The sequence below is a fragment of the Planktothrix paucivesiculata PCC 9631 genome (genome assembly GCF_900009265.2).
Taxonomy (GTDB): domain Bacteria; phylum Cyanobacteriota; class Cyanobacteriia; order Cyanobacteriales; family Microcoleaceae; genus Planktothrix; species Planktothrix paucivesiculata.
Window position 1 is genome coordinate 66,025 of the sequence record NZ_LR735001.1, and the last position, 15,042, is coordinate 81,066.

Annotated in this window: 14 protein-coding genes; 8 read left to right on the plus strand and 6 right to left on the minus strand. The window is 38.6% G+C overall.

The genetic code is table 11. From position 1 onward, the window contains the following. Nucleotides 1-3 precede the first annotated feature (3 nt). The 3 genes from PL9631_RS04630 (at nt 4) to PL9631_RS26965 (ending at nt 3,733) form a co-directional block, all read left to right on the plus strand. Nucleotides 4-2,697 carry a DNA methyltransferase gene (locus PL9631_RS04630; RefSeq protein WP_083617534.1) on the plus strand — a complete coding sequence of 898 codons (2,694 nt, stop codon included), beginning with the start codon at nt 4-6 and terminating at the stop codon, nt 2,695-2,697. Nucleotides 2,698-2,887: 190 nt separating this feature from the next. Beyond that, the gene (locus PL9631_RS04635; RefSeq protein WP_083617536.1) at nt 2,888-3,538 is read left to right on the plus strand and encodes a Uma2 family endonuclease; all 651 of its coding nucleotides are present in this window, start codon (nt 2,888-2,890) and stop codon (nt 3,536-3,538) included. A gap of 72 nt (nt 3,539-3,610) precedes the next feature. Beyond that, the gene (locus PL9631_RS26965; RefSeq protein WP_269321684.1) at nt 3,611-3,733 is read left to right on the plus strand and encodes an AbrB/MazE/SpoVT family DNA-binding domain-containing protein; all 123 of its coding nucleotides are present in this window, start codon (nt 3,611-3,613) and stop codon (nt 3,731-3,733) included. Nucleotides 3,734-3,778: 45 nt separating this feature from the next. Here PL9631_RS26965 and PL9631_RS04640 read toward each other — a convergent pair whose 3' ends face one another. From PL9631_RS04640 to PL9631_RS04665, 6 genes are all read right to left on the minus strand, one after another. After that, nucleotides 3,779-4,411 (minus strand): phosphorylase family protein, encoded by a 633-nt coding sequence (locus PL9631_RS04640; protein WP_197046264.1) that lies wholly within the window; start codon nt 4,409-4,411, stop codon nt 3,779-3,781. A 187-nt stretch (nt 4,412-4,598) separates the two neighbouring features. Then, nucleotides 4,599-4,775, minus strand: coding sequence for a P-loop NTPase family protein (locus tag PL9631_RS04645; protein ID WP_156090456.1), 177 nt, complete (start codon nt 4,773-4,775; stop codon nt 4,599-4,601). A 179-nt stretch (nt 4,776-4,954) separates the two neighbouring features. Next, the gene (locus PL9631_RS04650; protein ID WP_083617540.1) at nt 4,955-8,527 is read right to left on the minus strand and encodes a PAS domain S-box protein; all 3,573 of its coding nucleotides are present in this window, start codon (nt 8,525-8,527) and stop codon (nt 4,955-4,957) included. A gap of 32 nt (nt 8,528-8,559) precedes the next feature. Beyond that, nucleotides 8,560-8,883, minus strand: a complete 324-nt coding sequence (locus PL9631_RS04655; RefSeq protein WP_083617542.1) for a circadian clock KaiB family protein — start codon at nt 8,881-8,883, stop codon at nt 8,560-8,562. A gap of 38 nt (nt 8,884-8,921) precedes the next feature. Beyond that, entirely contained in the window at nt 8,922-9,236 is a 315-nt protein-coding gene (locus tag PL9631_RS04660; protein ID WP_083617544.1) for a circadian clock KaiB family protein, read from the minus strand. A 164-nt stretch (nt 9,237-9,400) separates the two neighbouring features. Then, nucleotides 9,401-9,907 (minus strand): Hsp20/alpha crystallin family protein, encoded by a 507-nt coding sequence (locus PL9631_RS04665; protein WP_083617546.1) that lies wholly within the window; start codon nt 9,905-9,907, stop codon nt 9,401-9,403. 304 nt (nt 9,908-10,211) lie between these two features. Between PL9631_RS04665 and clpP the strand changes: the two genes are divergently transcribed. From clpP to PL9631_RS04690, 5 genes are all read left to right on the plus strand, one after another. Continuing rightward, a complete protein-coding gene (gene clpP / locus PL9631_RS04670; protein ID WP_083617737.1) occupies nt 10,212-10,922 on the plus strand; it encodes an ATP-dependent Clp endopeptidase proteolytic subunit ClpP in 711 nt (236 codons plus the stop codon). A gap of 12 nt (nt 10,923-10,934) precedes the next feature. Further along, entirely contained in the window at nt 10,935-12,284 is a 1,350-nt protein-coding gene (clpX, locus tag PL9631_RS04675; protein WP_083617547.1) for an ATP-dependent protease ATP-binding subunit ClpX, read from the plus strand. Nucleotides 12,285-12,341: 57 nt separating this feature from the next. After that, on the plus strand, nt 12,342-13,691 hold the full coding sequence (locus PL9631_RS04680; protein WP_083617549.1) for a GH39 family glycosyl hydrolase: 1,350 nt from the start codon (nt 12,342-12,344) through the stop codon (nt 13,689-13,691). Nucleotides 13,692-13,797: 106 nt separating this feature from the next. Further along, complete coding sequence (locus PL9631_RS04685; RefSeq protein WP_083617551.1) at nt 13,798-14,256, plus strand: Spy/CpxP family protein refolding chaperone; 459 nt, start codon at nt 13,798-13,800, stop codon at nt 14,254-14,256. Between the two features lie 51 nt (nt 14,257-14,307). Next, on the plus strand, nt 14,308-14,952 hold the full coding sequence (locus PL9631_RS04690; protein ID WP_083617553.1) for a YqiA/YcfP family alpha/beta fold hydrolase: 645 nt from the start codon (nt 14,308-14,310) through the stop codon (nt 14,950-14,952). Nucleotides 14,953-15,042: the final 90 nt, after the last annotated feature.

Consider the following 15,042-nt stretch of genomic DNA (forward strand, 5'->3'; position numbering starts at 1 on the left):
TAAATGTCAGCAACACCGGAAAGTTTACAAAAATTTATTGATTTCTGTAAAGAACATATCACAGGACAGGAAAGAAAAGAAGCACAAACTTTTTTAGATCGTTTTTTTAAAGCATTCGGTTATGAGGGTGCTTTAGAAGCGGGAGCAAAATATGAGGAAGCGATTAAAAAAGGGAGTCAAAAAGGTAAAACTGGTTTTGCTGATTTAATTTGGAAACCCAAAGTTTTAATTGAGATGAAACAACGGGGTGAGGATCTAAATAAACATTATGCCCAAGCTTTTGCTTATTGGCAACGTTTAGTACCTAATCGCCCTCGTTATGTGATTCTTTGCAATTTTGATGAATTTTGGATTTTTGATTTTGATAATCAATTAGATGAACCTGTTGATAAAGTCGCTCTGATTAACTTAGTAGAAAGAGCGAGTGCTTTTGCTTTTATGGAGTTGGGAAATCGGACTCCTGTTTTTAGAAATAATCAAGTAGAAATTACTGAAATTGCGGCGCGAAGAATGGGGGAATTATTTACACTTTTACAGCAAAGATTATCAAAACAAACTAATTCTGAACTAATCGCTCAACGCTTTATTTTACAGTGTGTGTTAGCGATGTTTGCCGAAGATCGGGGATTATTACCTCAAGATTTATTTATTGCTTGTGTACAAGATTGTCTGCAAAATAAACTAAGCTCTTATGATATCATTGGGGGATTATTTAGAGAAATGAATCAAACCGGAATTACTCCGGCTGGGCGTTATAAAGGTGTAGATTATTTTAATGGTGGACTATTTTCTACGATTTATCCCATTGATTTAACTGAGAAAGAATTAGAATTTTTAGATGTGGCTGGTAGACAGGATTGGAGTAAGGTTAGACCCGCAATTTTTGGGAATATTTTTGAAGGCTCGGTTAATAAAAAAGACCGTCATTCCTACGGAATTCATTATACTTCAGAAAGTGATATAATGAACATTGTTCGCCCTACTATTAGTCAGTATTGGGAGGAGCGTATTGAGGAAGCAAATACTCTCAAGAAATTGCATCAATTACAGTTAGATTTACTAAATTATAAAGTCTTAGATCCAGCTTGCGGGAGTGGAAATTTTCTTTATATTGCTTATCAGGAATTAAAACGCATTGAGCAGCTTTTAATTCATAAAATAATGAGTAAAAAAACCACCAATATTGATCAATTACAGATCAGTTTTGTTACTCCCCATCAGTTTTATGGAATGGATCTTAATCCTTTTGCGGTGGAGTTAGCAAGAGTTACTTTAATGATAGCGCGTAAGGTGGCAATTGATAAGTTTAATTTAACTGAAGCGGCTCTACCTTTAGATACTTTGGATGATAATATTGTCTATAAAGATGCTCTTTTTAGTGATTGGGTAAAAGCTGATGCTATTATTGGCAATCCTCCCTTTTTAGGAGGTAAAAATATTCGTTTAAATTTGGGAGATAATTATGTTGATCGCATCTTTGAAAAATACCCTAAAGATGTGGATTTTTGCAGTTATTGGTTTAGATTAGCCCATGATAATATTGATAATAATGGCAGAGTGGGTTTAGTTGCGACTAATTCGATTAGTCAGGGTAAAAGTCGCAAGGTTTCTTTAGATTATATCAATGAAAATGGGGGTTATATTCACGAAGCCATTTCAACTCAGGAATGGTCTGGAGAAGCAGCAGTTCATGTTAGTATTGTGAATTGGTGTAAAATCAAACCTGATACTTATTTTTTAGATCATAAACCCGTTAATTTTATTAATTCTTCTCTGACTTCTTTAACTGATGTAACCCAAGCTAAAACTTTAAAAGCAAATCTTAATCAATGTTTTCAGGGGGTTATTCCTGTTGGAAAAGATTTTTATATTACAGATAAAATAGCTCAAGAATGGATAAAAAAATATCCTAAAAATAAAGAGATTTTGAAGTTGTCTTCTTCCGCAGATGATTTAACTAAAAATCCTAACGGAAAACCGAGTCGATGGATTATTGATTTTAATGATTTGAGTTTAGAGGATGCTAGTGATTACGAATTACCTTTTAATCATTTGAAAATTAATGTTAAACCAGAAAGAGATAAAAATCGAAGGGAAGTCACTAAATTAAATTGGTGGAAATATGGTGAAAAACGTCCTGCTATGAGAAAAGCACTTAAAAATTTATCTTACCATTTTGCTATTCCTAGACATTCTAAATGGTTTATATTTATACCTAATGAATCAACAGATTTACCTGCTGATTCTACTAATATTATTGCATCAGAAGATTTTTACATATTAGGAATATTAACCTCAAATATTCATCGTATTTGGGTAAAAGCACAAAGTTCAACTTTAAAAGGAGATACCCGCTACACTCATAAAACCTGTTTTGAAACCTTCCCCTTTCCGCAAACACCGACTAAAAAGGTAGTCGAAAAAATCAGAGAAACTATGATTAAACTCCATGAATATCGGACAGAGCAAATGGAAAAAAAACAATGGGGAATCACCAAATTATACAACGAATATTTTACTGAGCCTAGTAGTCAACTGTATAAACTCCATCAACAATTGGATAAATTAGCAATGGAATCTTATGAATTTAATCCCGATGATGATCTTTTAGAGAAATTATTAAAACTCAACCTAGAGTTAGCCGAAAAAGAGGAAAGAGGGGAAAAAATAGTGGGTTGTTGGGATATTTATCAATAAGATTTGACAGTAGAAACCCGGTTTCTGATTACCACGCGATCGGGCTTGCTCTTGGGGAAGGGTTTTAACGATCTCGTATATTTGTTCAATGATAGTCATAATCTGGTTGGTGATCGAGTATGTTTATTGCTATTTAATCTAACTGATTTCATGTTATCATAAAATCACTTGAGAGCATAAGGAAATGACCATGCAAACCCAAGAAAAATCAGCTATCGAAAAGCAACCCAAAACCGAAAAACGCTATTACACCCCAGAGGAATATCTAGCATTAGAAGAAACTGCGATCGACAAGAGTGAATACCATGATGGGGAGATCGTAACAATGACAGGCGGAACAACTAACCACAACAGCATCATCATTAACTTGATTGCTAATTTGAAATTCGGATTACGCGGCAAAAATTACAGCTTATTTACTAGCGACGTGCGTCTGTGGATACCCCTAACTCGCCGTTATGTCTATCCCGATATCATGGTGATGCAAGGAGAACCAATCTATCAAGAAAATAACCAAACAGTTGTGACAAATCCTCTGGTAATTATTGAGGTTTTATCTAATTCAACCAAAGACTATGATCGAGGTGGAAAATTTCTCGCCTATCGCTCAATTTCTGAATTTAAAGAATATATTTTAATTGACCAATATAGCTATCATATTGAACAATTTGCTAAAAATTCTAATAGAAAATGGGTATTAACAGAGTATGATTTAGAAGAATCTATATTAACCCTAGAATCCGTAGAATTTCAGATGCCACTGATAGAAATTTACGAAGGAATTAATTTTGAGGCTAACGCAGAAGAAGTAAACGAGCTAACCGATGAAATCCAACAATAAGAAACCCTGTTTCTCAGACCCACGCGACTATATCTAAATGATTCAGTAATTTGCAGTGTAGAAAATGGAAAAATGGTCATAGAGCCTGTAAATCAGAAAATTTCAAAATATACCCTAGATGAATTATTAGCAGGTGAAATAGAACCTAGCAAAGAAATCTCTTGGGGAAAACCAGAAGGAGAAGAAGTTTGGTAAACTATATCCCCGAACGAGGTCATTTTATTCGCCTCAATTTCGATATTATAATTTTTGGGGTAGTTGTTGCAAAACAGCCAGACTTTTTAAACCACTGCTAATCAGTTTTAATCCCCTAACTGGATGTTGTAACAACACTTTGATTAAGGGGAATATTTTTAATAGTCCATTCTGATCAATAGCTGTAGTTAAATCCGGTAAATCTTGATAGGAAGTATCACTCACAACCCTAACCATTGCGGCTTTAATTCCCGCTTTTGTGAAAAAGTTTAATAGAATTAAGCCTTCCATATCTACTACTTCCACGGGGTAAAGTTGGCCTAATTTTTGTTTTTCGATGGCGGTGGTAATTACCCGGTCAGTGGTTAACCCCCTAACTAAATGGGATGAAATTAATTTTTGAGATAAAGCTGAGGCTAAATCATCATCCCAGGAAACTGCCATACTATTCTCAGGATCTTGATCAGAACTGTTTGAGAGTAAAGGTAAACAATTTTGATAAACAACAACATCCCCAACCCGGAGATTGGGGGATAAACTGCCACATAATCCCAGAACTAAAACCCGTATGGAAGACTGACTGTTAACTACCTCTGAATTGAGCCATTTTTTTAAATAAACGGTTAAATATTGAGAACCAATCGGAATGGGTAAAACCTTAATTGTGGATGAGCTCATGGGCGGCAATCCCTTTAACACCGCCCGGTATTCTTGACCTTGAGGAACAAGAATAAAATTGAATGGTTCCATCCCCTATCTTAACCCTGGTAATAGCTAGAAACAGACAACCTAATCAGACACAGGCATTAATTCTGTTAAATCTAGCTAGGAACTTGCCTATTGTTCCATGATTCTATCATTTCATTTAGGCTAGAGCTAATTCTTTAATTCTTTTTTCCAAGGACGAAGTATAGTTAAGCTTAAAGGATTGAGTAGCACTTAAGTCTGGCATTTCTTGCCAACAATGGCGACATCTCCAAACCAGATGACCTTTACGAATATGTTGGAGCATGGGTGATGCACAGCAGGGACAGGTAGGCATATAAGTTTATTAAACCTCGTATGAATTAGCAACTGATGAGTTTCGGGGATAGGGAGCAAACTCCATCGGTAACACTTAGATAATGATTTGAGAATAAAAGACAAATTTGAAGAACTTTTGAAGATTGGAAAAATTCCGAAAACCTTAACAAATCTATACATTAAGAATAGGAAACGGACTTAAGCAGAATGGTCAAAATTGGAGCCAAAAACACAAACTCGGTTTCTTCCTTCTTCTTTGGCTTGGTACAAAGCCGTGTCCGCCGCCCGCATAATAGACTCTCCCGTTAAACCTTGGTTGGGGAACATGGAAATACCTAAAGAAAGGGTAATCTGACCTAAATCTTGATAATGGTGTTTAATCTTTAATTTTTGCACTTCAACTCGAATTTGTTCGGCCCTTTCCTTAACAAGTTCCAGAGAAATTTCTGGTAAAATCAAAGTAAATTCTTCACCGCCATAACGACAAGCAATATCTGACCCTCGGACATTTTTTTGTAATATATTTCCCAATTGTTGCAAGACAATATCTCCGGCATCATGACCAAAGGTATCGTTATAATTTTTAAAATGATCAATATCAATCATCACGATTCCTAAACTAAATTTTTGACGTTGGGCGCGGTTAATTTCCCGTTCTAAAGATTCTTCTAAATAGCGACGATTATATAAACCAGTCAAACCATCCCGAATACTTTGATATTCTAAGGCTTCTCGTAATTTCAAGTTAGCTAAGGCTAAAGCAATATGTTCAGCTACGGCCGTGGCTAACCGTTGTTGGTCTCCAGAAAGTTGTCCTGATTCCTCGGAGGCTAAACACAATAATCCCAAGGCATCTCCTTGGGCAATCATGGGGACACAAAGATGTTCAACCATCATCGGATAGGCCGGAAGTTCGGTTTTTGTAGGGGAAGTAAGAGTAATTTTACTGGAATTATTAGAATTTAATTGATATTGACGACAATTTTTTTGATGGATATGTTTACATAATAAATTACTGGTTGTAGCTGGAACAAAATGGGATCTCCCCCGGCGCAATGCCCAGCAATCTTGAGGGGAAAAAACCGCCTCACTGATTACCTGTAACTCACCCCAAGTTGCCACCATTTCCACTAGGTTTTTAGAATTTCTAGCTACAAATAAACCCCCCGATATTTTTGGAAAAAAAGGCTTGAGTAAATCATTAATCACTTGATAGGCTTCTTCGGTGGAATTACAGGCTTGTAAAAATTCACTCATTTGACCTAAAAGCATGGTTTCACGGTTGCGTTGTTCCAAATCATTCACCCAGCGCGTGAGGTTTTCATTGGCTTGTTGGGCGGCTTCTTCGGTTTTCTTGCGTTCTGTAATATCACGACAGGTCACGGCAATTCCATCGGACAAAGGAACCACTTGTATTTGTAGCCATTTTGCTTTAATGTTGGGGTTGGAAATTTCTAATTCTTCCTCAAAGCCCTTGCGAGTTTTAAACGCACGCAAATAACGGTCAAAATATCCTAAGTTACGCTCTTGATAAAACACATAATTGAGTTCTTTTCCTAACAAATTATCTTTGTTTTGTGAAATCAGTTCTTCTGCTTTAGAATTCATATCAACTAAAACAAAATTTGTTGATTTTTCCTCTTGATCTCGATGAATTTGCAAGAGAAAAAACGCATCTAAACTGCCATCAATAGCGGCTCTAAATCTAGCTTCTGATTCCTGTAAAGCTAGGGTAGTTTTTTGCCGTTCAATCGCTTCTTGTTTCAAATCTTTAATGGCTTTAGCTAATTCATTAGTTCTTTGTTCTACCCGTTGTTCGAGTTCTTCATTAATTTCATGAAGTTGATTTTCTAAGAGTTTCCGTTCGGCAATTTCTCGGATTAAGTCATCATTGGAAGTCGCCAGTTGAATTGTCCGTTCTTGAACCTTAATTTCTAGGTCTTCTTGGGCTTTTTGAATCGCTATTTCTACCCGTTTGCGATCGCTAATATCTCGCATAAAAACCGTTAAAATTTTCCCTTCCTCTAAGAATAACTGAGAGATAGAAACTTCCGCCGGAAATTCCGTACCATCTTTACGGCGACCTGTCAGTTCCTGATATTCTCCAATATGTTTAATCAAACAATTATTATCTGATAATTCGGTTTTATATTGACAATCTTCTTCCGATAAAAACTCAGAAATCAATAAATTGAAAGACTGTTTTAAAATTTCATTTGCCGTATAACCAAATATTTTTTCTGCCCCTTGATTAAATAGAGTAATTTCTTGGTGTTCATTAATAGAAATAATTGCATCCTGAGCCATATCTAAAATCCCAGCCAAGCGTAAACCAGAATCTATAATTGCTTGTTCCGCTTGTTTACTTTTGGTAATATCTCGATTAATTTTCAGAATCGCAATGGGATTTCCCTCCCTATCTTGCTTGAGTGACCAACTACTATGGATAATTACCGTTTCTCCCCGATGATTGGTTTGAAGAAATTCTCCTTCCCAGTTGCCTTTTTTAAAGACTTCTTGTTTAATCTTTTCTAAGGGTTGAGGTGATTGAATTTTTAGCAATTCAACTAAATTTTTCCCTAATACTTCTGACTTAGAATAGCCATAGAGTTTTTCCGCGCCCTGATTCCAATAGTTGATATGATCATTCAAATCAACCGCAATAATACCATCATTGGCTAAATCTAAAAGTTGAGCTTGATCTTGTAAAATCTGTTGAGTTCTGGCTTGTTCTGCTAATTCTTGTTTTAACCTACTATTTAAAGATTCTAACTCCGCCGTCCGTTCAGAAACTTTGATTTCTAGTTCTTCATTAATTCTTTTTAAGGCATCTTCTGACCATTTTCGTTCCGTAATATTGGTCAGAATTACCACACAACCTTTAAAAATACTATGGGGAGTTGACAGAGGACTAGCACTTAATAAAAAGTTAATTTTTTCTCCATCTTCCCGAATAAATAGAACCTCCCGCCCTTTATAGGGATGACCACTAATCACGGATGTAATTGAAAAAATAGAATTAGAACTCTTTTCCTTCTTTCGTAAGGGTTGACTCCCATTTTGCTGGGGCAAAAGTTGTAATTTAATCAGGTCATCGAAGTCAGAAAGGAGTAAATTTGCCCCTAAAATTTTTTCAGCTTCCTGACTGGCGCGAATAATTTTTCCCTGATGGTCACAAACAATAATAGACTCGGCTGCTTGTTCTAAGAGTAATCGAGTTAACCGTTCTTGAGCAACAATATCTTCATCCCGTTTCTGCTCTGATAAATCGGTGATAATTAAACACCCGACATCCACACCTTTTTGATTCAGGATGTTAATTGAAAGATAAACCGGAACTTCTGTCCCATCCCGGGCAATTAAGGTTAATTCCGCCTTTCCTGAATCTGAGTTTGCCTTCTGACATAGGGCTTGAAATAATGTTAAATCTGAGGGGGAAATAAATTCTTTAAAATCCGTCCCAATTAACTTTTTTAAAGGAGTTTTAAGTAGAGACGCTAATCGTTTATTACAATAGAGTAATAATGTACTATCGGTGGTAATCGTAGCGGCACCCTCTTTCATTTCTTCTACCAGCATCCGGTAGGAAGAATCGGCTCCTTGCAGGGTATAAACCTGTTCTCCTTCTGACCCAGCAATGACTAAGGCATCCACTTCCCCATTGCCAATCGCCCGCAGGGTATCCTTGGCGATTTCGAGTTGGAAACGCAAATCTTCAACTTCTTGTTGTAATTGGTCTTCTGATGTTTCCGTTGGGTTAAAGTTAACCATAGTTAACTGTTAGGGTATAACACCACATGATTTTAAAATGATAAATTCAAGGCCATGAGAATTTTATCGGTTTGGGATAAATCCCCGATAATTCTCTGTAAAGGTAAGGGGAGAAGCCGAATTAAGGTAGGGACAGCCACAATCTTTTGCCCTTCTGTGAGTTCGGGTTGTTGATAAACGTCAATCACTTCTAAATCATAATTCCCTTGTAGGTAGGTTTCACAAATATACTTAATAGTTTTTAAAGCTAGAATCGATTTAATATTGGCTCCAGCAACATACAAACGGAAGCAATAATATCCCTCCTTTTTTGGTTTGCTAAAGTTAGGCTGAGGGGATGATAAATAAGATTTCATAAAACAACTTCTCCTCTTATTTTAAATTAAGGGTTTTTTTACCCCTCCCCCCTCCACAATTCTAATCCTACCAAAATTTTTTCAGGACTGGATAAATCTCCAATAATTTGTTTTAAGGGGCGAGGAATGTTACGAACTAAGGTCGGAAGTGCAAAAATATGATCTTGCTGGCCGAGTTTAGGGTCATTTAACAAATCAATGATTTCAATTTGATATTGACCCTCAAGGTACTGTTCACAAACTTTTTTCAAGTTGATGAATGCAGCAATCGCTTTAGGAGTTTGTCCGGCAACATACAAACGCAATTCCCAAAGTTTAGGTTGATTGGGTTCCAAGTCTGGTTGATTATCCATAATAACGGCAGCTTTTCTGGGTTCTCGAAGATTAAATTGAGCATGAGTGGCTTTAAAGGATAACTTTCGATGGCTGACAGTGAGAACAGGAGTGGCAGTAGCAGAGGTGTTGAGGATATCTTACCCGATTTGTCGTTTCAGGGTATCGGTTGAACTGAAAAAATTTACGAGCTTTTATACTCAGCCTCCCAAGCCTGAGATAAACGCTCTACATCTGAGGAACACCGGACAATAATTCCCTGATTCCGGGGGGAAACGGTTTTTTCCTTGGGTAATTTCAACAATAACAAATTTTTCTCCCATTCCGCCGTTACGGTTTCGGGATGGACGGAATAAGGTAAGGGAATCAGACATTGAAATTGTTGAGAAGGATAGGTAAAATCACAGTACCCTGGCACCTCTACCTGTTCAATTTTTTCCCCACATAAAAACACGGTTTCTGATGTAACTCGAATTGACAAATCTTCGGGTTGGAGGTGGGGAATGGAGACTTTTAAAATAATATGATCCGAGGTTTCTTGCATCAGTACATCTCGAATCGGTGTGATTCCCTCCTGAGCTATCCACAGGGTTAAGGGGGGATCATTAGACACAGGCTTGTCTTTAATAATCTGCATCCGTTGATACAAATTATTGAGGAAAGGCCAAAGTTTTAAATTCTGGGAAATCATAGCGTAATTTTGCTTGAGTTGGCTTAAAAACCGGGGCTAAGTACCCGATTTTAATCTGGGATTCTTACAACCTAGCAAACAAATTTGAAGATTTTTTGAAGTTAGCTCTAGGGGAATTACGAATTACGAATTACGAATTACGAATGGGGAATAGGGACTAATGTATTTTTGGTCACATCAATTTGCAGTTCCTCTCAAATTCTTTTATAATTTTGGGTTGGGGTTGGGAGTTTGGGGTTTTGAACCGTCCTATCGTCACGTTTCCTCCCCGGTTCTGATTCCACTATTCTTTGATGAGGTGTTTATGATATTTTCCCAGTCTTCGGGCTACCGAATTGATAACTATTCCGATTTTGAAGTCACAAGCGATAGCCGGATTGAAACCTTCTCTCCTAGTAATATAGTGCCGATTGTGATTGAGCAGTCGGGCATGGGAGAACGGGCTTTCGACCTTTATTCCCGTCTGCTGAGAGAACGGATTATTTTTCTGGGGACTCCGATTGATGATGATGTGGCTAATGCCCTGAGCGCTCAACTGTTATTCCTAGAAGCCGAAGACCCGGAAAAAGATATCCAAATTTACATTAACTCTCCGGGGGGCTCTGTGACCGCAGGCATGGCGATTCTGGACACCATGCAGCAAATTCGCCCGGATGTTGTCACTATCTGTTACGGACTGGCCGCTAGTATGGGAGCCTTTTTATTAGCCGCCGGAACTCCAGGGAAACGGATGTCTTTGCCCAGTTCCCGGATTATGATTCACCAACCCCTCGGCGGAGCCCAGGGACAGGCCGTTGATATTGAAATCCAAGCGAAGGAAATCCTGTATCATAAGCGGGTGCTGAATGAATTATTAGCCGAACACACGGGTCAACCCATCGAACGGATTGAGGAAGACACCGAACGGGACTTTTATATGTCCGCAGAAGATGCCAAAGAATATGGTCTAATAGATAAAGTGATCTCCAGCACTCAGAGTCTTCCGATTCCGGGAGAGTCCGTTCCCGTAACCTAAGATGAGGTAACTATGTCCAAGTACGACTCCCATCTAAAATGTTCTTTCTGTGGTAAGTCCCAGGAGCAAGTTCGCAAGCTCATTGCAGGGCCAGGTGTTTATATCTGTGATGAATGTGTGGAACTGTGTAATGAAATTTTAGATGAGGAGTTATTCGACAGTAGTTCGGCAACGACTCCTCCAACTTCCGCACGTCCCCAAACCCCCCAAGCTCCCCAACGGCGGCAACGGACTGGACGAGTGGCTTTAAATCAAATCCCTAAACCGAGAGAAATCAAATCCTATCTTGACTCCCACGTTATTGGTCAAGATGAGGCGAAAAAAGTTCTCTCGGTTGCGGTTTATAACCATTACAAACGCTTAGGGTTTCTACAAACCAAAACCACAGGACGACCCGCCGAAGATAGTAATGTTGAGTTACAAAAATCTAATATTCTGTTAATTGGCCCCACCGGATGCGGGAAAACCCTATTAGCAGAAACCCTGGCTAAAATGTTGGAGGTTCCCTTTGCGGTTGCTGATGCGACGACCCTCACCGAAGCCGGTTATGTCGGGGAAGATGTGGAAAATATTCTCCTTCGGTTATTACAGGTTGCGGATTTTGATGTGGAAGAAGCCCAACGGGGGATTGTTTATATTGACGAAATTGATAAAATTGCCCGCAAAAGTGAAAATCCCTCGATTACCCGGGATGTATCGGGGGAAGGGGTACAACAGGCTTTATTGAAAATGTTAGAGGGAACCGTTGCTAATGTCCCACCCCAGGGGGGGCGCAAACATCCCTATCAAGATTGTATTCAAATTGATACCAGTAATATTCTATTTGTCTGCGGTGGCGCCTTTGTCGGTTTAGATAAATTGGTGGAGCACAGAACGGGCAAAAAGTCCATGGGATTTGTCCAACAGGGAGACGTTCAACCGAAAGATAAACGCACCGTTGATGCCCTCAAACACATGGAACCGGATGATTTGGTCAAATTTGGTCTAATTCCCGAATTGATCGGTCGGATTCCGATGATAGCGGTCTTAGAACCCTTAGATGAAGCGACCTTAGTGGCTATTTTAACCGAACCTCGCAATGCTTTGGTGAAACAATATCAAAAACTATTGCGGATGGATAATGTTCAATTAGAATTTGATGAGGATGCTATTCAAGCGATCGCTCAAGAAGCCTATCGTCGCAAAACCGGCGCCCGAGCGTTACGGGGAATTGTGGAAGAATTAATGTTAGATGTCATGTATGAAATTCCTTCGCGTAAGGATGTTAAACGCTGTCGGGTGACTCGGGAAATGGTGGAAAAACGCTCTACGGCGGAATTACTATTACATCCATCTTCCTTACCCAAACCCGAATCAGCATAATCAGAGACGTGCCATGGCGCGTCTGTTATCAGTTTAGGAGTTACTAATTATCAGTTTATGAAATTAAATCTGTTCAATGCGGCGCATCTAAGATTCAAAGAATCTCAATTCAAACTGAAAAAACTTATCCCCGTTTTCGTCGGTTTGCTCACCTTATTAAGTATTTTAGGGCTGGGACAATTTCAGGTTTTGGGACAACAACAAAACGATATTACGATTGATTTTGCCGCTCAAAGAACTGGAATTAGTTCGGTCAGTGGGTTTTTATATGGTAAAAATGCCACCCAACCGCCCGACAGCATCATTAAGCCCTTAGAACCTAAATTATGGCGGACATCCCAACTGGAATTGTACCCGCGAGTGGTGGGACTCGGGGCTAAATTTCAACTGATTTTAAGTGATACCTGGGGCTATGGCTCCCCCCGAGGCTGGCCCTATGATGATTATGCCAAATGGGAAGAACACGTCCGACAACTTGCCCGCCAACACAAAGATAAAGTCATATTATGGGATGTTTGGAATGAACCCGACCTCAGAGATCCCTTTTGGAAAGGAACCCGGGAACAGTTTTTTGAAACCTATAAACGAGCTTATCGGGTATTACGTCAGGAATTAGGCCCAAATGTGATGATTGGTGGCCCGAGTATTGCTAAATATGATCAAAATTTTATGACTGCCTTTCTAAATTATTGCAAAAATAATAATTTAGAAGTGAACTTTTTATCTTGGCATGAACTCAATGATCAAGATATTACCTCAATTACGGCTCGGATTAATAATGCCCGTCGGAGTTTACAACAAAATCCCAATTACCAAAGTCTAAAAATTCAGGAAATTCATATCAATGAAATTATCGGCCCTACGGCTCAATATCGCCCCGCCGAAAATTTAGGCTTTTTGTATTACACCGAATTGGGACGGCCTAATGCTGCGGCTAGAGCCTGCTGGGATCCTATTAATAAAGGTAGTGGAACTAATAATTGCTTTAATAATAGTTTAGATGGTTTAGTCACACCGGATTTATCTTTACCTAGAGCCGTCTGGTGGGTTTATAAAGCCTATGCCGATGGGTTTAATTCTCGGGTTGCCAGTCAGTCTACGAACCCCAAAATTGTTGCTTTAGCCAGTCGTGCCAATCGGGAAGGAAAAGCTCAAATTCTATTCGGTTATTTTGAACAAGCTTTTTCTGCACCGACTGCGGGAGTTACCTTAATTCTGAAAAATTTACCAAATTCCAGTGGAAATTTAATCTTCAAAGTCCAAAAAATTCCTGATTCTGGAGAGCAGGTGATCAAGGAATTAGCCACAGTCCGACAGGAGAATATTAGCGTCAATAATCAACAGTTAGTCCGGTTAACTATTCCCAATCTCCAACTGCATGAAGCCTATCTTTTAACTATTGGCTAAGGTTTATTTAGCAATCTCTAGCTTGAGATTGAACTTTTTTTTCGGCATTGGGTCAATACCTAAAGAACCTATTACAATCAAAGATAACTGTATCTGAGGTAAATTTATGCTGCTAAATTCCCGGGCTATTGTAGCAATATTTGGACTGTCTATGGCGTCTCTATTCACGAGTATAACTCCGGTTATGGCTGAATCGATTGCCCAAGCTGCACCGACTCAACCGCAAATGAATGACCGTTCAGAACGAATGTTCAAACTGTTGAATTTAACCTCGGAACAACAACAGAAAATTCAAGAAATTCGCCAGGAATATCAGGGACAAATCCGCCAACAACAAGAACAAATGCGTCAACTTCAGCAAGAATTAAATGGGTTAATGGCTAAAAATGCACCGGAAAGCGAACTGCGCCAAAAACATGATCAGTTTATGGCCTTAAAACAACAAATGGGAGATATTCAGTTTAATATGATGTTGAAAACCCGAGAAATTTTAACCGCAGAACAACGCAGTCAATTGGCTGAATTAATGCAGGAACGTCGTCAAAGTCCGCGTCGCGATCGCTAATCTTTTTAACTTTCCTATCGGTTCAAATCACCAAATCAATCATCGCAGGATATGGGAACAAAAACTTATCTTTACTTACATGGGTTTGCTTCTAGTCCCGCTTCCACCAAAGCTGAATATTTGCGCGATCGGTTTGCATCCTTATCGATTAATTTAAACATTCCTGATTTGAACCAAGGAGATTTTTCCCATTTAACTTTAACCCGACAACTGCAACAAATTCCCACAGAATTATCCCCGGATGCTTCTGATATTATCCTTATTGGTTCGAGTTTTGGTGGCTTAACCGCCGCTAGATTTGCTGAACAAAATCTATCGGTTAAACGGTTAATTTTACTGGCCCCTGCTTTCAATTTTTTGTCAGAATGGTTTCCCAAGTTAGGGGAAGAAAAATTAAATCAATGGCAAACCCAAGGGTATTTATCGATCTATCATTATGCTGCAAAAAAGGATTTACCCTTACATTATCAGTTTTTAGAGGATTTAGCTTTATACCCCGATGAACAGTTACGGCGTCAGATTCCCACATTGATTTTACATGGAATTAATGATGAGGTTATCCCGATTCAAGCCAGCCGAAACTATTTAAAAACTAGACCTTGGGTCAGATTAGTTGAACTGAATAGTGATCACAGTTTAGAGAATGTTTTAGGTGAAATTTGGCAAGAAATTAGGAATTTTTTGGAGAACGTTTAATTATAGGACTTACGCAGGTCGTCCGAGAAACCGGGTTTTTTAGATCATATCCCTATTTCCTATTTCCTATTCCCTATTGCCTATTCCCTG